The sequence below is a fragment of the Deinococcus sp. KSM4-11 genome (assembly GCF_004801415.1).
GTDB lineage: Bacteria > Deinococcota > Deinococci > Deinococcales > Deinococcaceae > Deinococcus.
In genome coordinates, this window is record NZ_SSNX01000001.1 from 1,138,308 (window position 1) to 1,153,567 (window position 15,260).

Here is a 15,260-nt window from a genome sequence, read left to right on the forward strand (position 1 = left end):
CCTCACAGCGGTTCTGGCAATGCGGACTCGATCCGAGTGAGGAGGAGGTCGTCGTTCAGCCTTCGCGACTGGAGGCCGAACTGGCGGAATCGGGTTCCGGGCGTCCAGACTGCAAGGCCTCCCACCACACCGGATGGATTTCTCCGTCGCGCGCTTCCGCCAGGGCCTCGCTGTCGCGGCGCAGGGCCAGCAGGGCCAGCACGCGGGCCGGACTGCGGGCCACGCTCCGCTCCAGTGCCCGCGCGGCCGTCCGCCGTCCCTTGGAACCGCCGAGCTTGAGTTGTGCGTGGGCGAGCACGGAGAGCAGGTGGGCGTCGGCCGGCTGGCCGAGCTGTTCGGACACCCGGAGGCCCTCGGCCAGCGTGCGCAGCGCGGCATAGGGGGCACCGAGGGCCTGCTCGCCTGCCAGGGTCACGGCAGCCATCAGGGCTGGGGTGTCTCCCTCGCGGCGGGCGAGGATGCGGGCTACGTCGGCCTGGTCGGCCCGCTGCCCGAGCTGCCAGCGGGCGCGGGCCCGCAGGACGGCTGTCCGTGCCGCATCCGGCTGGGCCTCCAGGAGATCCAGGGCGTCCGTGGCCCGGCCCAGTCGGAGCAGGGCTGCGGCCAGGGTGAGCGGGTCGTGGTGCCCGGCGTCAATGGCCCAGCGCGCCGCCAGGCTCGGTCGACCGTACGACAGTGCCAGCGACGCCGCCCCCACCCGCTCAGAGGGGGCGAGGGCGGCGTAGACCGTCAGCACGTCCGGGTACCCGGCGTCGAGAGCCGCGGCCAGGCTCAACGTCGCCGACTCCGCTCGGGGCGGGCAGCCGGGAAGCGTTCGACCGATTTCGTCCGGTGACCGTGTGGGAGCATTCCGTTCAGGGTAGCGCGTGACCGGCAGTGTTCAGGCGCTGAGGGCCAGATCCAGGCCCAAGAAACGCCACAGGGCGCGGCGCGGCACCCGCAGGCCGCTGTCGTGTTCCACGGCGACCAGGCGGCCATCTCTAATCCAGCGGCGCACGGTGCGCTCGTGGGTGCCCGTGAAGTCGGCCACCTCGGCGACCTTGAGGAGTTTCGGCAGGGTGTGGAACTGTTCGGTCAGGGTCATAGCAGCCCTCCAGAAAAGCACGTGGGGCCGCCACACGGCAGCCCCAACTGGATTTCAGATCGCTTGAGTTCGGTCGCCCGCGCGCCGCCGCCCGGCCCGCTTCCCTGGGGGAACGGAACGCCCGGACAGTCAGTCACTCGCATCAACTTGCGCAGAACATAACACACGGGTTGTCACAGGGATGTCAAACTTCAGCACGCAAACCATGAAGGCGTGTAGCGCGGAGACAGCCGTCGCCCTGCCGTGTGTTCCAGCCACGCTCGGGGGTGCAGCAGAACCCTCACTGGTCCAGCCGTGCTCTACAGTCACGTGCGATGACCCTGCTCTCCCAGTTGTCCGGCACCTTCGTGAATGTTTCGGCCGTCCTGCTGGGCACGCTGATCGGCCTGACCATCGGGGGTCGCCTGCCGGAGCGCACGCAGCGCACCCTGCTCCAGACCCTGAGTCTGGCCGTGCTGTTCATCGGGCTGGACATGGCCGGGAACGTGAACAGGGTGACGGGCGGCGTGGTGCCCGGCGTGATCCTGACCCTGCTGAGCCTCGCCACGGGCGCGGTGACGGGTGAGGCGCTGGGCATCGAGGATCGCCTGGAACGCCTGGGCGAACGGCTGCGCGCGCGGTTCCAGGGCGGGGGCCGGTTCACGGAGGGCTTCGTGGCGGCCAGTCTGCTGTTCTGCGTGGGCCCCATGACCGTGATCGGCGGCCTGCAGAACGGCCTGACCGGGGACAGTTCCACGTACGTGCTGAAAAGTGTCCTGGACGGCATCGCGGCCCTGGCGCTGGCGGGCGTCTACGGAGTGGGTGTGGCCTTCAGCGCCGTCACGGTGCTGGTCGTGCAGGGCGGGATCAGCCTGGCGGCAGGGGCATTCGCGGCCGGTCTGCTGGGCGGTGCCGATCCGGCCATCCTGAAAACCAACCCGTACATCCTCCTGATCACCGGAGCGGGCGGCATGGTCATCATCGGGATCAGCTGGAACCTGATGCTGGCGGGCCTGGGCTTCGATGACCGTCGCGTCCGGGTCGGCAGTCTGCTGCCCGCCCTGGTGATCGCTCCCCTGGCCCTGTGGGTGGCGGTGCGGCTTCATGGATGAGTGGGCCCAATTGAGCTGAGCATCCCCAACAAAGCCTTGCGGAGACGTTCAGGCTTCCTTGAATCTCCGTGTGGGCGCACCTTTTCTTAAGTCGCCCGTCAGGCTGGGCGGGTAGGGTGCCTCCACCCAAGGAGGTTCCACCATGTTCATCCGGATCATGTTCCAGCCGCCCGCTGCCCTCGTCCTCTCTGCCCTGCTCGGCCTGGGCGCGGCACACGCCAGCCCGGCGAAGATCACCGCCCAGAGCATTATCGTGAACCCGGTCGAGACGAAACTGAACGTGGACGTCTGGGTGAACAAGGATCCAGGCGGCAAGGCCAATCCGGCCTACCGCAAGGGCGAAGGCATCGAGATCGGCGTGAGCACCAACCAGGACGCGTATGTGTACCTGTTCAACGTGAATGCCAATGGCAAGATCGACCTGTTCTTCCCGAACAGCTACGAGGAGAGCAACTTCGTGAAGGCCGGCGTGACCCGCGTGTTCCCCACCCAGGACGCGAAGTACAGCCTGTCGGTGGGCGGCCCGAACGGGCAGGACAAGCTCCTGGCGCTGGCCAGCCTGACGCAGCTGACCATCGATGACATTGCCCGGTTCGCCGGCAACCAGGGGTTCGCACAGGTGCGCGTCGAGGGTCAGGACAACCTGGCCCGCGCCCTGAGCATCGTCGTGAACCCACTGCCCGCCGACGGCTGGACGACCGATGTCGTGACGTTCCGGGTGGGCGGACAGCCGATGGGCACGACCACCGGCACCGTGACGAGCACGCCCGCACAGCCCGCACCTCAGCCCGCACCTCAACCGGCTCCGCAGCCTGCCCCGGCCGACGCGACGTACCAGCCCGGTGAGAAACAGGATTCCTCGCTGGATCAGGCGATGGTGGACGCCTACGCCCGCCTGAAGGGTGACGAGTCCCTGGGCAAGGCCACCACCTACGCCACCGCATGGGGAGACGGCCTGTGGCAGAAGTTCTCCGGGGTCGGCCCCTACGGTGACGCCGTGCTGCTGCATGCCAACGGCAGCAGCCGTTCGTACGCCGTGCATGGCATGCTGCTGGAGCGCTACCTGGCGCTGGCCAAGGCCGAGAACGGCGCGACCCGTCCGCCCGCACGCCTGGGCTGGGCCGCCGGTGACGAGAAGGTCATCCCGCAAAACCCCATGGGCACCAACGGCCTGTATGGGTTCTTCCAGAACGGCGCCCTGTACGGCACCGACAAGTACGGGGTGTTCTGGCTCCAGGGTGCCGTGCTCAAGACCTACCAGGGCCTGGGGGGCAGCGGCTCGTTCCTGGGCTTCCCCATCCGCGACCAGTTCACGGTGGGCGGGGCGTGGGCCGCAGACTTCGAAGGCGGCACCATCCGCACCGTGAACGGCACGCCGAAGGTGTACCGCAAGTAAGGCCGTCTACCTGACGCCTGGGGCCACCGACAGCGCTGCCGGTGGCCCACTTCATTTGATGCACGGCCTGGTTCACCGACGGCGCACCTGCCCTCCTGGCCATGCAACGGCGCTGAGCGTATGACCACCGGAGAGCCCGTCGGCCAGTTCTGGGGCTCGACAGTCAGCAGGCGGCCCAAGCTCCCACTCTCAGAGCAGGCACATGCAAGCGCGTTCAGAATCAGCCGTCTTAAGCGTTGGGGACAGCGCTTTTCCGTTCAGCCGTCCGTCAGGTTCAGCCGGTAGATTACGGGCACCTCGAAACAGGTTAAGACCAATCGAGGGAGTTTCCCGATCTGCGCCGGGCGCGACTGGCTTTCCCATCGGCCCCGCTCCTGGCTCCCAGACCTCCCGGAATCCCGCCGGCAATGTGCGCCGGCGGCCGGGTCAGAATCGGCGCGCGCCGTCTCCAGCGGCACGCAACACCCTCTCTTCCCAGTGGCAAGACACCGAACTCGTGAGCACCGCGCCCCCGACTCTCAGCGGAAGGGGGCGCGGCGCTGTACTGGCCACCCGGTCTCAGCTGAGTTTCGCCTTGAATTCCTCGTAGCCGAACGACTTCACGCGCTCGTACGATCCATCCACGTGCAGGATGCCAATATCGGGGTGCTTGACCCCGTTGAAAAAGGTCGTCTTGACCATGGTGTAGTGGATCATGTCGTCGAACACCACCCGGTCGCCCACGTCCAGCGCGCGATCGAACACATACTCGCCCACCACGTCCCCTGCCAGGCAGGTGGTGCCGCCGATGATGTAGGCATTTCCCGCCGAACCCTGATCCGTCTCGCGGTGGTGGTCGAGTTCCGGCGGGTCGCCTGCGCCCAGGATGCGCGGCCGGTATGGCATCTCCAGCACGTCGGGCATGTGTGCCGAGACGGACACGTCCAGCAGCGCGGCGTCCTTGAGGTTATGCACCACGTCGAGCACGCTGCTCACCAGCCAGCCGGTCTGCCACCCGAAGGCGCTGCCCGGCTCCAGGATCACGTGCACATTCCACTTCTCGCGGAACGCGCGCACCACCCGGATCAGGCGTGCAAGGTCGTAGCCTTCGCGGGTCATGAGGTGCCCGCCGCCGAAGTTCACCCAGGTCATGCGCGGCAGGAAGTCCCCGAAGTTGCGTTCCAGCACCTCCAGCGTGCGTTCCAGCGTGTCACTGTCCTTCTCGCACAGCGTGTGGAAGTGCAGGCCATCCACCCCGTCGAGCAGATCCTCGCGGAACTCGCGTCGGGTCACACCTAGGCGCGAGTACGGCCCGGCCGGGTTGTACAGGTCGGTCTCGACCTCCGCGTACTCCGGGTTGACGCGGATGCCCACATGCACGGTCTTCCCGGCCGCCCGCGCGGCCAGCACCTGCGGCTGGAAGCGGGCCCACTGCGAGAACGAGTTGAACACCAGATGGTCCGCCAGTTCCAGGATCCTCGGGAAGTCCTCAGCCGAGTAGGCGGGCGCGTATACGTGAACCTCGCCCTGCATCTCCTCTTTCGCCAGGATCGCCTCGTTCAGTGAACTCGCCGTCGCCCCCGTGATGCCGTGCTCGCGGAGCAGCGGGAACGCCGACCACATCGAGAAGCCCTTGAAAGCCACGATGATCTGCGCGCCGCTCTCGCGCTGTACGTATTCGATCAGGGCCAGGTTGCGGCGCAGGCGGGATTCGTCGAGCACGAAGGCCGGACTGGGAATGGACGCCCAGTCGATGGTCTCCACGGGGGTCACGTCAGGAAGGATCAGGGCGGCGACGGTCATGCTCGACAGGGTAACGGGTGCGCCGTCCTGGAACGGTCATATTCACCTCGCCTCGAGGGGTGCGGATCAGTGGGCGCTCAGCGTGACCCGACGCCCATCCAGGTCGATGGTGAGTTTCTGCCCGGCCTGGAGCTGTTTGAGGAGAACCGCCTGCTGCGCGTCCGGGGTCGCCGACACCGCGAGTACGCTGTTGTCCGGCGAGGGCAGGCCAACGTGAAGGCCCGGTGTCGATCCGGCAGCATGACTGCACGCCCGGACGATCGCCATGCCGACGACCAGCAGCAGAATCCACGGCACCCGCATCTTCTGTCCGACCGGAGCCGCCGGGGTGGCCGCGTTGGCCGCGAGGGGCTGCACCTTGAGGCGGGACGCCGTGGCCGCCTGCCAGTCCTTCTCGGACGTGCGCTTGAGCAGCTTCTCGGAGGGTGGATGCCCGCTGCCCGCCGCGCGTTCCAGCAGATGTTTCGCGTACTCCAGGCTGACCTGAAGCGGGGCGGTATCCACGGGCTGCAGGACGCCGTCGTCGCCCATCTCGACGTGACCGCCCCGCAGTTGCTGGGCCAGTTCGAACCGGGCATCGTTCTCGCCCGCATCTGCGGCGCGGTGTAGATACCGATACTTCTGCCGTGGATCGAGGTCGAACTGGGCCCGGTACGCGTCGAACTGCCGGTATACCTCCCAGCTCATCTGAGCGCTCAGGAGGTTCGCGGCCTTGAGCACGTCGTCACGCCGCTGCGCGGCATCGGACTCGGTCGGGTTTGTGATGAGGCGGCGCAGGTACACGATGGTCTCGGCCGCCTCGGTGTGGCCCTGGTCGCGGGCGGCCTTGAGCAGCGGCAGGGCGTCCGGCAGGCGCCAGTTCGGGTGCGTGAGCTGCAGTTTGCCCAGCATGACGGCCGCGTCCGGATCGCCGGCGCCCGCGGCGCGGGTGAGCAGCGCCCCGATGCGTGGCGCCTCAGGAATCGCCCAATCGCCGCTGTTGTGCAGGGCCCACGCAAAATTGCCCCCGGGCGCGACGGTTGCGTCCTGCTCCGCCGCTGTCAGGAAGCGGAGCAGGGCGTCCAGGCGGTCGGCGGTGGACGCCTTCGCGCCGGTCAGGGCGATGAACAGCTGTTCTGCCTGAGCGGGATGGAGTTCGGCGGCCAGCCGCGCCCGCTCCACCCCCTGTGCCGGATTCTTCGCGAAGTGCATGGCGTGGTGGGACACGTACGAGTGGAATTCCGCCCACAGGCGCTGGATGTCAGTATCGGAGAGCAGCCCGGCCTCCTGCTGCTGGCGCACGAAGGTCAGCATGTGTTCCTCGCTGCCGCCCCATTCGGTCCGCAGGTTCAACAGCATGGAACGCCGCAGCGCGTAACTGCGCGGGTTGTGGTGCACGCCGAGCGTGAACCAGTCCGGATACGCCTGGCGCTGCACGTCCTCCAGGGTGAGGTCGCAGCCCCGGGTGCTGCTGACGCGGCCCAGGACGGTGCAGGCGACCAGCGGGTTCGCGGTGAGGGTGGTGGCGTGCCGGGCGCACGTTTCAGCCTGTTCCAGAAAGTGGTGGAGCGCCCGCCAGCCCTGGTCGCTGACGAGATTGGAGGTCATCTGGCCGCGCGCTTCCCAGCCGCGGCCCAGGAACCACGCGGCCATGGCGACGGTCAGCGGGTAGGTGTCCGGGTGGGCCATCGTCCACGCCTGAAAGCCCTCACCAAGGGTCAGGTCGAACGAGTAAAACCCCTGGAAGGCGCGGAGCAGCTCCTGTTCCCCGATCTGACCACTCTCGAACTGGTTCTCAAGGGCGGTCAGGTAGGTGTGTAGGTGGTCGTACTGGCCAGTTTTGAGCAGCGAGAGGGGCGCGGGCGCGGCGTCGGTCATGTTCCATTCATGCTAGCGGCGCTCCGGGCCGCCCGCGGCGCAAGTAGGGCCTCCCCTAGCGGGTGATGCGCAGGCTCGCGGCGAACGCCCGCGTCTTCTGCGCCATGTCACCCTGCTGCCCAAGCACGGTCGTGCCGGTGACGATGTACGCCGAGGTTCCTTTCACGGCGTAGATGGCGATGAAGTACAGGCTGAAGTCCCCCTGACGGCCGGTGTACACGACCTCGTTGGCGGGGCGGCCACCCAGCGTGACGGCGCGCACCTGGATGATCTGGCCGCCGGTCACGTACTTCTTGATCTGCGCGAGGCTACCCTGGTGGAACTGCGCCTGGGTGGTGCCGGCTGGAACGGTCTGAACGATGACGTTGAGGTTAGGCCCGAAGCCCTTCACCCGCACCGGGTTCATGTACACGACCGCCGTGCCCGCGTAGTCGACCTTGTCCCAGCCGCTGGGCGGGGTGACGCTGAAGCCGTTCTTGCTGTCCGTGAACGTGGCGGCGGTGGCGCTGCCAAGAAGCAGCAGCGCCGCGAGGGTGGCCGTGGTGCGGGTCATGCCCCAGTGTAGTCAGCCACGCGCGGACGGTCAGCCGCCAATGAAGCGCAGCGTGCCCGGGGGTGGATCGCTGGCCGTATCCAGGGTGGGCACCAGGGTGCTGGTGCTCAGGCCCGCCGCGAAGCGGACGTCCTCGCCCAGACCGAGGCTGGCCAGGCGGGCGCCGTGGGCGGAACTGCCCAGCGCCTCGAGCGGGTTGCCACCGCTGCGCCGAACCGTCAGGGCGATACGCGCACCGTCGTCGATACTGAATTCTCCCATCGCCAGCAGGTACTCGGCGAGCACCCCGGCGGCGTACACGTCCTCCAGCCCCACCCGGTCGTCGGTTCCGGCACACACAATAGCGATCTCCTCGGTGGCGGTGGCGCGCGCCCGGCGGGCCGCCGCATGGGCGTTGGTGAGGGCCGCGAGGAACACGTGCTTGCCACTCTGCGCGGCCGTATGGGCGGCGCCGGTGCCGTTGGTGGTGTTCATCACGACCGTGCGCCCGGTGAAGTTCTGAGCGGCGGCCTCTACCGGACTGTTCCCGAAGTCGAAGCCGGGAATGGGCAGGCCGCCGCGTTCGCCGCCGAGCGCGTAGGTGCCGCTCTGGGAACCCAGTTTCAGGCCCAGGGCGACATCGGGCGTGGCGGTCAGCAGCAGCGCGTCCGCGCCGCGTTCCAGGTACGTCACGGCGGTGGTGGTGGCGCGCAGCACGTCGATGACCATCACGACGTCCGGGTACTGTCCGTGGGGAAGCAGGTCCACCCGGAGTTTCAACGGCGCCTCACTTCAGGGCCTCACGCAGGCGTTCCAGGCCAGCAGCGGCCCCGTCGGAGCCGAACACGGCGCTCCCGGCCACCAGGGTGGTCGCTCCGGCATTCACCAGGGCGCGGATGTTGGTGGGACTGACGCCGCCATCGACCTGAAGTTCGGCGGGGCTGCCGAGATCGTCCAGCCAGCGGCGCAGGGTCTTGATCCGGTCGAGGCTCTGCGGAATGAATTTCTGCCCGCCGAAGCCGGGATTCACGCTCATGACCAGCACCGTATCCACGTCGGCCAGCACCGGCCTGACGGCCTCCAGGGGCGTTCCCGGATTGAGCGTCACGCCAGCCTTCTTGCCGAGTTCACGGATCAGCTGCACGGCGCGGTGGATGTGCGGCGTGGCCTCCACATGCACGGTCAAACCGTCCGCGCCGGCATCCGCGAAGTCGCGCAGGTACCGTTCGGGCCGGTCGATCATCAGGTGCACGTCCATGAAGAGGTTCGAGGCGCGGCGTGCGGCGGCCAGGACTGGCAGGCCGAAGGAGATGTTCGGCACGAAGGCGCCGTCCATCACGTCCACGTGCGCCCAGTCGGCACTCTGGATGGCGCGGAGTTCCTCGCCCAGTCGGGTGAAGTCGCAGGACAGCAGGCTGGGGGCCAGCTGCACGCGGCGCGGCTCGGGGGAGTCGTGAGTCACGTTTCCGAGTCTAACATTCCTCACGTTGACTGCAAACAGAACGCAGTGTGGCAATTCTGTTCAAGACTGAGTTACGGATGAACCCAGCGCGACAGTGCCCCCGCGTGATGGCCACAGGAGCACCGTCCAGGCCAGGATCAGCGGCCGTAAAAGGCGGTCAGGCTCGTTTTCGCCAGGGTCGCGCCGTTCAGGTTGAACCCCAGGTAGGCGGCCGAAGCGCCTGCCGGGAGGCTGATGGTCTTGCTCAGCGCGTAGAGGGTGATCACGTAACGGTGGGCGCGGTCGCCGGGGGGCGGACACGCGCCGGTGTAGCCGAGGCTGCCGCCATCGTTGTTGAGCTGAACGGCTCCATCCGGCAGAGTGCCGCCCGCGCTGCCCGCCCCCTCGGCCAGGCCGGTGGCGCTTGCGGGGATGTTGTAGACGATCCAGTGCCAGAAGCCGCTGCCTGTGGGCGCATCCGGGTCGTACATGGTGACCACGTAGCTCACGGTGCCGTCGGGCGCGCCGCCCCAGTTCAGGGCCGGGCTGGCGTTGCCCCCGGTGCAGCCGTTGCCGCTGCCGACGTTCTGGAGGGGCAGCGCCGTGCCGTTCGAGAGGGTCGGGCTGGTCATCCGCAGGGTCATGGACGTGGCACTCGGGCTGGGCTGGGCCACGCTGAGGCGTTGGGCGGGAATCAGGCCACCGTTGCCCGCATTCGCACCTCCGATCATGGTTGAAGTGGTGGGCGCACACGCGGCCAGGCTGGCACCGACGGCAAGCAGACTCAGGGCTTTCATGGGGTGGGTCATCGGCTCTCCTCTACAACAGAATGGGGCACTTCGACCGGAGCGGCCTCCGCCGGGTGCGCGGCCTTCCCAGTCGACAGATCACCTGAACGGTAAACGGCCAGCAGGATGGGATGGATGGGATGGACTTTACCGAATCGAGACGTCCGGCCCCCGCCGTGGCAGGGCCAAACGCCCGTTAGGCCACGCGTGGCATCATGGGCGCACACGGAGGCCCGCATGACTGACCCCACTCCCGTCGACCTGAACGCGTGGAAGGCCCTGGCCCGCAAGGATCTCAAGGGCGCCGACCCCGCCACCCTCAACCGCGTGACGCCTGAAGGCCTGACCCTGAAGGCCCTGTACACCCGTGCGGACGTGGCCGGTCTGGACGACGACACGCTGCCCGGCCTGCTCCCGTTCACGCGCGGCCCACGCGCCACCATGTACGCCGCGCGCCCGTGGACGATCCGGCAGTACGCGGGCTTCAGCACCGCCGAGGCCAGCAACGCCTTCTACCGCCGCAACCTCGCGGGTGGACAGAAGGGCCTGTCGGTCGCCTTCGACCTCGCCACCCACCGGGGCTACGACTCGGATCATCCGCGCGTGGAGGGCGACGTGGGCAAGGCCGGGGTCGCCATCGATTCCGTCGAGGACATGAAGGCGCTGTTCGACGGCATTCCGCTCTCGGAGATGTCGGTGTCCATGACCATGAACGGCGCGGTGCTGCCCATCCTGGCGGGCTACATCGTGGCCGGGCTGGAGCAGGGCGCCCAGCTGGGTCAGCTGTCGGGCACCATCCAGAACGACATCCTGAAAGAGTTCATGGTGCGCAACACCTACATCTACCCACCCACGCCCAGCATGCGGATCATCGCGGACATCATCGAGTTCACGTCCCAGCAGATGCCGCGCTTCAATTCCATCAGCATTTCCGGGTATCACCTTCAGGAAGCCGGGGCGAACGCCGCGCTGGAACTCGCGTACACCCTCGCGGACGGCCTGGAGTACGTGCGGGCCGCGCTAGGCAAGGGGCTTTCCATCGACGGGTTCGCCCCCCGCCTGAGCTTCTTCTTCGGGATCGGCATGAACTTCTACACCGAGGTCGCCAAACTGCGGGCCGCGCGGCTGTTGTGGAGCGAGCTGATGGGCCAGTTCCATCCCCAGAATCCCGCCAGCCTCGCCCTGCGCACGCACTGTCAGACGAGCGGCTGGAGTCTGACCGAGCAGGACCCGTACAACAACGTCGTCCGCACGACCGTCGAGGCGCTGGCGGCCGTGTTCGGCGGCACGCAGAGCCTGCACACGAACGCCTTCGACGAGGCCATCGGCCTGCCCACCGACTTCAGCGCCCGCATTGCCCGCAACACGCAACTGGTCATTCAGGAGGAGACTGGCATCCCGGACGTGATCGACCCGTGGGGCGGCAGCTACCTGATGGAACGCCTGACGCACGATCTGGCCGGGAAGGCGCGGGAGCTGATGCGTGAGGTTGAGGAGCTGGGAGGCATGGCCAAGGCCATCGAGAGCGGCGTGCCGAAACTCCGGATCGAGGAATCGGCGGCCCGCAAGCAGGCCCGGATCGACCGGGGCGAGGACGTGATCGTCGGCGTGAACAAGTACCGCCCGGCGGAGGCGACCAGCGTGGACGTGCTGGACATCGACAACGCCGCCGTGCGGGACTCGCAGATCGCCCGGCTGAAGCAGCTCCGGGCCAGTCGTGACGGCGCGGCCGTGCAGGCGGCCCTCGACGCCCTGGAACACGCGGCCCGCTCGGGCGAGGGCAACCTGCTGGCCCTGAGCGTGGACGCCATGCGGGCCCGCTGCACGGTGGGCGAGGTCAGCGACGCCCTGGAACGCGTGTGGGGGCGCCACTCGGCCGAGATCCGCACGCTGAGCGGCGTGTACGCGGCCGGGTATCAGGGCGACGAGGACTTCGGAACCCTGCAGACCGAGATCGAACAGTTCGCCGCCGCCGAGGGCCGACGCCCGCGCATTCTGGTCGTGAAGATGGGCCAGGACGGGCACGACCGGGGAGCGAAAGTCATCGCCACCGGCTTCGCCGACCTGGGCTTCGACGTGGACGTCGGCCCGCTGTTCCAGACGCCCGAGGAGGCCGCGCGGCAGGCCATCGAGAACGACGTCCATGTCGTGGGGGTGAGTTCACAGGCCGCCGGCCACAAGACGCTGGTGCCCCAGCTGATCCAGGCGCTCCGAACCGAGGGCGCGGGCGACATCCTGGTCGTCGTGGGCGGCGTGATTCCGCAGCAGGATTACGCGGCGCTGCGTGAGGCGGGCGCGGCGGGCATCTTCGGGCCGGGCACGCCCATCCTCGAGAGTGCGCGCGAGGTGCTGCGGCTGCTGAGGGAACGGCATGGGCAGCCCGCCTGAGCACGGGCGCGGCGGGCACGGCAGGAACCGCCTAGTGCTGGCCGCGCTGCTGGCCCTGGTCTCGCTCGCCGGAGCACAGGGCCTCCCACCCGTGCCGTACAGGACGGCGCCAAGCACCTCTCCGGCCTCCGCCGGGGGCCTGAGAACCTGCACGGTCGGCGAGACCCGCTACCTGCTCGACCGCGCCGGGCAGGTGCGCGGCCTGGAGTACGCGCGCCTGATCCCGGACAACACGCTGCGCGTGCGGCAGAGTTACGACCGCGCCGGAACCCTCACGGGCGCGTCGGTGCAGTGGACGGGGTTCGCGGGCCGCCTGCTGGACGTGCGCGGCGCGTTCGACGGGCGGGGCCGCCTGGTGAGGGAAAGCGGATTCCGGGCCAGGGGCGTGACCGCTCCGCTGACGTCGTACCTGCGTCCGCTGCCACACATGGCCCCGTGTTGATGGACATGCGATCCTGGCCCCAGGAGGCCCTCCATGAGTGATCCGCAGAGCGGGCAGATCGATTCCGTCCAGTCCCTGCCGGACGGCGGCACCGTGTACACGCACGGGCACCGCTTTCCCGACAATGTGCAGGTCGTCGAGCAGCGCCACGGTCCCGGCGGAACGCTCCAGAGCGCACGGGTGACGTGGACGGGGTTCGCGGGACGGGTGCTGGACGTGACCGCGACCTTCGACGCGCAGGGCAGGCTGGTCAAGGAAGAAGGCTACCGTGCGCCGGACATGACCACGCCCGTGCTGGACCTGATCCGGCCGCTGCCCAGGCAGGCATCTCCGCAGACAGTGGCCCCGACACCGCCTCAGCCGAATACGGGCGAGCCGTCGGCCCATCCGATTGCCGAGGGGCTTCACCGGATCTACCCCACTGCCCAGAACGACCCGCCGGATGGGAGTGACTCCTGAGCGGCGCAGGGTCGACCGCTGGCCTTCCCGCATGCCACACCCGCTGACTCCGGAGCTGCTGGCGGGGAACCGGCGGGCGCTGGCGAAGGCGATCACCCTGGCGGAATCGACCCGCCCGGAGCACGAGCAGCAGGCCCAGACGCTGCTGGCCGAAGTGCTGCCGCACGCCGGGAACTCCGTGCGGGTGGGCCTGACGGGTGTGCCGGGCGTAGGCAAGAGCACCTTCATCGAGGCGCTGGGCGTGCGGCTGGCCGATCAGGGACGGCGGGTGGCGGTGCTGGCCGTGGATCCCAGTTCGGCACGTACGGGCGGCAGCATTATGGGGGACAAGACGCGCATGCCGCGCCTGACCGTGCATCCCCGTGCCTTTATCCGGCCCAGTCCGAGCAGCGGCACGCTCGGCGGCGTGGCCCGGCGCACCCGCGAGGCGATCACACTGTGCGAGGCCGCCGGATACGACGTGATCCTGGTCGAGACCGTGGGCGTGGGCCAGAGCGAGACGCAGGTGGCCGCCATGACGGACCTGTTCGTCCTGCTGACCCTCCCGAACGCCGGGGACGAGTTACAGGGCATCAAGCGCGGCATCATGGAACTCGCCGACATCTGCGTGGTGAACAAGGCCGACGTCAGTCCTCAGGCGGCGGTGCGCGCCCAGACGGAACTCCGCACCGCGCTGACCCTGCTCACGCCGCATGCCGCGCCGTGGCGGCCCGTGGCGCTGCGGGCCTCCGCCCTGACCGGCGAGGGGCTGGAGGCCGTATGGGAGACCGTGGAACGCTATACGCACGCCACCGACCTGACGGCAAAACGCCACACGCAGACTGCCCAGTGGTTCGACGACCTGCTGCGCGAGGCCGCGTGGCGGGCCTTCCGGGAGGGGCTGGACACGCAGCGCCTGCAGGCCGTCCGGCTTCAGGTGCAGGCGGGCACCCTGACGGCCGTGCAGGGAGTGGCCGCGCTCCTGGCACGGCCTGCATGACGAGCCTCCCCTCCTGAGAGGTATCAGCTCCGCGTGGCGGGAATGATCGCCAGCGTGCAGCGCGACGTACAGACAGCCCGGCCCTGCCCGTCCACGATGTCGATCTGCCAGACCTGGGTACTGCGGCCCTGGTGGATGGCCGTGGCCGTGGCCGTGACGAGGCCGCTGCGGACGCCGCGCAGGTGATTGGCGTTGATTTCCAGCCCCACGGCGGTCAAGCCCTGGTCGGCCACGCTGAGGTGGGCGCCGAGGCTGGCGACAGTCTCCGCCAGGGCGACGCTGGCCCCGCCGTGCAGCAGGCCCATGGGCTGATGGGTGCGGGCCTCGACGGGCATGGTGGCGACGACGCGGGTGCCGCTGACCTCCAGCATTTGAATACCGAGGTGGTCGATGAGCGTGTCGGTGGTGCTGAGCATCCGGGGATCGGTTTCGGTCATGGCGTGGCTCCTTCGCGGCGGGCGGCCTCGGGGCGCAGGATCAGGCAGGTGGTGGTGGCGGTGGCGCACAGGCGATCCCCGGCGTCCAGCAGGCGGGCCTCGGCGGTGGCGATCTGCCGGGAGACGCTGACGACCTCGGCGGTGGCGCGCACCTCGCCCATGCCGGCCAGCAGGGGCCGCAGGTACCGGACGCTGAGTTCCAGGGTGGTGTAGCCGACGCCGGCGGGCAGCCGCGTGTGGATGGCACAGCCCAGCGCGGAGTCAAGCAGCGTGGCGAACACGCCGCCGTGGACGCTGCCGATGGGGTTGTAGTGAAATTCCTGCGGGGTCATGCGGAAGGTGACCCTGCCCGGCTGGATGTCGTCCTCTTGGGCGAGCGTGAAGTCCAGGCTGTCGGCGATCGGTGGAGCGGGGTAGTCGCCGCGGGCCATGGCCCGCAGGTAGTCCAGGCCGCTCATTCGGCGGGCCGCGTCCGCGCCGCCGAGGGGGTCGCCCCAGGTATACGTGCGGGTGCGCTGCGGTGAGGTCATCATGGTCTCCAGCGTGGAGAGGGGTTCCGGGCTGTCATGGGTTCAGAGTATGAC

The 15,260-nt window shown here is 68.8% G+C and carries 16 protein-coding genes; 6 read left to right on the forward strand and 10 right to left on the reverse strand.

Features of this window, described 5'->3' with window-relative positions:
- Nucleotides 1–55 precede the first annotated feature (55 nt).
- A complete protein-coding gene (locus tag E7T09_RS05700; RefSeq protein ID WP_136388117.1) occupies nucleotides 56–775 on the reverse strand; it encodes a hypothetical protein in 720 nt (239 codons plus the stop codon).
- A gap of 105 nt (nucleotides 776–880) precedes the next feature.
- Nucleotides 881–1,084 (reverse strand): helix-turn-helix domain-containing protein, encoded by a 204-nt coding sequence (locus E7T09_RS05705; protein ID WP_136388118.1) that lies wholly within the window; start codon nucleotides 1,082–1,084, stop codon nucleotides 881–883.
- 314 nt (nucleotides 1,085–1,398) lie between these two features.
- Here E7T09_RS05705 and E7T09_RS05710 point away from each other — a divergent pair, with 314 nt between their 5' ends.
- Both E7T09_RS05710 and E7T09_RS05715 read left to right on the forward strand, forming a co-directional pair.
- Entirely contained in the window at nucleotides 1,399–2,175 is a 777-nt protein-coding gene (locus E7T09_RS05710) for a DUF554 domain-containing protein (protein ID WP_136388119.1), read from the forward strand.
- Nucleotides 2,176–2,317: 142 nt separating this feature from the next.
- Complete coding sequence (locus tag E7T09_RS05715) at nucleotides 2,318–3,571, forward strand: DUF4384 domain-containing protein (RefSeq protein ID WP_240741630.1); 1,254 nt, start codon at nucleotides 2,318–2,320, stop codon at nucleotides 3,569–3,571.
- A gap of 558 nt (nucleotides 3,572–4,129) precedes the next feature.
- Here E7T09_RS05715 and nspC read toward each other — a convergent pair.
- From nspC to E7T09_RS05745, 6 genes are all read right to left on the reverse strand, one after another.
- On the reverse strand, nucleotides 4,130–5,353 hold the full coding sequence (gene nspC, locus E7T09_RS05720) for a carboxynorspermidine decarboxylase (RefSeq protein ID WP_136388120.1): 1,224 nt from the start codon (nucleotides 5,351–5,353) through the stop codon (nucleotides 4,130–4,132).
- 66 nt (nucleotides 5,354–5,419) lie between these two features.
- Nucleotides 5,420–7,210, reverse strand: a complete 1,791-nt coding sequence (locus E7T09_RS05725; protein WP_136388121.1) for a DUF4034 domain-containing protein — start codon at nucleotides 7,208–7,210, stop codon at nucleotides 5,420–5,422.
- A 55-nt stretch (nucleotides 7,211–7,265) separates the two neighbouring features.
- On the reverse strand, nucleotides 7,266–7,763 hold the full coding sequence (locus E7T09_RS05730) for a PsbP-related protein (RefSeq protein WP_136388122.1): 498 nt from the start codon (nucleotides 7,761–7,763) through the stop codon (nucleotides 7,266–7,268).
- A gap of 30 nt (nucleotides 7,764–7,793) precedes the next feature.
- A complete protein-coding gene (locus E7T09_RS05735; RefSeq protein WP_136388123.1) occupies nucleotides 7,794–8,522 on the reverse strand; it encodes a 2-phosphosulfolactate phosphatase in 729 nt (242 codons plus the stop codon).
- Nucleotides 8,523–8,529: 7 nt separating this feature from the next.
- Nucleotides 8,530–9,204: a ribulose-phosphate 3-epimerase gene (gene rpe / locus E7T09_RS05740; RefSeq protein ID WP_240741631.1), complete on the reverse strand. Its 675-nt coding sequence runs from the start codon at nucleotides 9,202–9,204 to the stop codon at nucleotides 8,530–8,532.
- Nucleotides 9,205–9,341: 137 nt separating this feature from the next.
- Nucleotides 9,342–9,992: a YbhB/YbcL family Raf kinase inhibitor-like protein gene (locus E7T09_RS05745; protein WP_136388124.1), complete on the reverse strand. Its 651-nt coding sequence runs from the start codon at nucleotides 9,990–9,992 to the stop codon at nucleotides 9,342–9,344.
- 216 nt (nucleotides 9,993–10,208) lie between these two features.
- Between E7T09_RS05745 and scpA the strand changes: the two genes are divergently transcribed.
- Genes scpA through meaB form a run of 4 tightly spaced genes read left to right on the forward strand, consistent with a single transcriptional unit; the run spans nucleotide 10,209 to nucleotide 14,239 of the window.
- Complete coding sequence (scpA, locus tag E7T09_RS05750; RefSeq protein ID WP_136388125.1) at nucleotides 10,209–12,359, forward strand: methylmalonyl-CoA mutase; 2,151 nt, start codon at nucleotides 10,209–10,211, stop codon at nucleotides 12,357–12,359.
- Nucleotides 12,343–12,801: a hypothetical protein gene (locus E7T09_RS05755; RefSeq protein ID WP_136388126.1), complete on the forward strand. Its 459-nt coding sequence runs from the start codon at nucleotides 12,343–12,345 to the stop codon at nucleotides 12,799–12,801. Before scpA ends, E7T09_RS05755 begins: the two co-directional genes overlap by 17 nt.
- Nucleotides 12,802–12,834: 33 nt before the next feature.
- Entirely contained in the window at nucleotides 12,835–13,260 is a 426-nt protein-coding gene (locus E7T09_RS05760) for a hypothetical protein (protein ID WP_136388127.1), read from the forward strand.
- Between the two features lie 31 nt (nucleotides 13,261–13,291).
- Nucleotides 13,292–14,239, forward strand: coding sequence for a methylmalonyl Co-A mutase-associated GTPase MeaB (meaB, locus tag E7T09_RS05765; protein ID WP_168734712.1), 948 nt, complete (start codon nucleotides 13,292–13,294; stop codon nucleotides 14,237–14,239).
- Nucleotides 14,240–14,262: 23 nt separating this feature from the next.
- Here the strand turns inward: meaB and E7T09_RS05770 are convergent, their stop codons facing one another.
- Nucleotides 14,263–14,676, reverse strand: coding sequence for a hotdog fold thioesterase (locus tag E7T09_RS05770; RefSeq protein WP_136388128.1), 414 nt, complete (start codon nucleotides 14,674–14,676; stop codon nucleotides 14,263–14,265).
- A complete protein-coding gene (locus E7T09_RS05775; protein WP_240741632.1) occupies nucleotides 14,673–15,209 on the reverse strand; it encodes a PaaI family thioesterase in 537 nt (178 codons plus the stop codon). Before E7T09_RS05775 ends, E7T09_RS05770 begins: the two co-directional genes overlap by 4 nt.
- Nucleotides 15,210–15,260 lie beyond the last annotated feature (51 nt).

What these genes read in the sequence shown, in the direction of transcription:
- meaB (WP_168734712.1), top strand. Translation starts at nt 13,292, where the DNA reads ATGCCACACCCGCTGACTCCGGAGCTGCTGGCGGGGAACCGGCGGGCG.
- E7T09_RS05730 (WP_136388122.1), bottom strand. Translation starts at nt 7,763, where the DNA reads ATGACCCGCACCACGGCCACCCTCGCGGCGCTGCTGCTTCTTGGCAGC.
- nspC (WP_136388120.1), bottom strand. Translation starts at nt 5,353, where the DNA reads ATGACCGTCGCCGCCCTGATCCTTCCTGACGTGACCCCCGTGGAGACC.
- E7T09_RS05770 (WP_136388128.1), bottom strand. Translation starts at nt 14,676, where the DNA reads ATGACCGAAACCGATCCCCGGATGCTCAGCACCACCGACACGCTCATC.
- scpA (WP_136388125.1), top strand. Translation starts at nt 10,209, where the DNA reads ATGACTGACCCCACTCCCGTCGACCTGAACGCGTGGAAGGCCCTGGCC.
- E7T09_RS05760 (WP_136388127.1), top strand. Translation starts at nt 12,835, where the DNA reads ATGAGTGATCCGCAGAGCGGGCAGATCGATTCCGTCCAGTCCCTGCCG.
- E7T09_RS05745 (WP_136388124.1), bottom strand. Translation starts at nt 9,992, where the DNA reads ATGACCCACCCCATGAAAGCCCTGAGTCTGCTTGCCGTCGGTGCCAGC.
- E7T09_RS05705 (WP_136388118.1), bottom strand. Translation starts at nt 1,084, where the DNA reads ATGACCCTGACCGAACAGTTCCACACCCTGCCGAAACTCCTCAAGGTC.
- E7T09_RS05715 (WP_240741630.1), top strand. Translation starts at nt 2,318, where the DNA reads ATGTTCATCCGGATCATGTTCCAGCCGCCCGCTGCCCTCGTCCTCTCT.
- E7T09_RS05755 (WP_136388126.1), top strand. Translation starts at nt 12,343, where the DNA reads ATGGGCAGCCCGCCTGAGCACGGGCGCGGCGGGCACGGCAGGAACCGC.
- E7T09_RS05775 (WP_240741632.1), bottom strand. Translation starts at nt 15,209, where the DNA reads ATGATGACCTCACCGCAGCGCACCCGCACGTATACCTGGGGCGACCCC.
- E7T09_RS05725 (WP_136388121.1), bottom strand. Translation starts at nt 7,210, where the DNA reads ATGACCGACGCCGCGCCCGCGCCCCTCTCGCTGCTCAAAACTGGCCAG.
- E7T09_RS05710 (WP_136388119.1), top strand. Translation starts at nt 1,399, where the DNA reads ATGACCCTGCTCTCCCAGTTGTCCGGCACCTTCGTGAATGTTTCGGCC.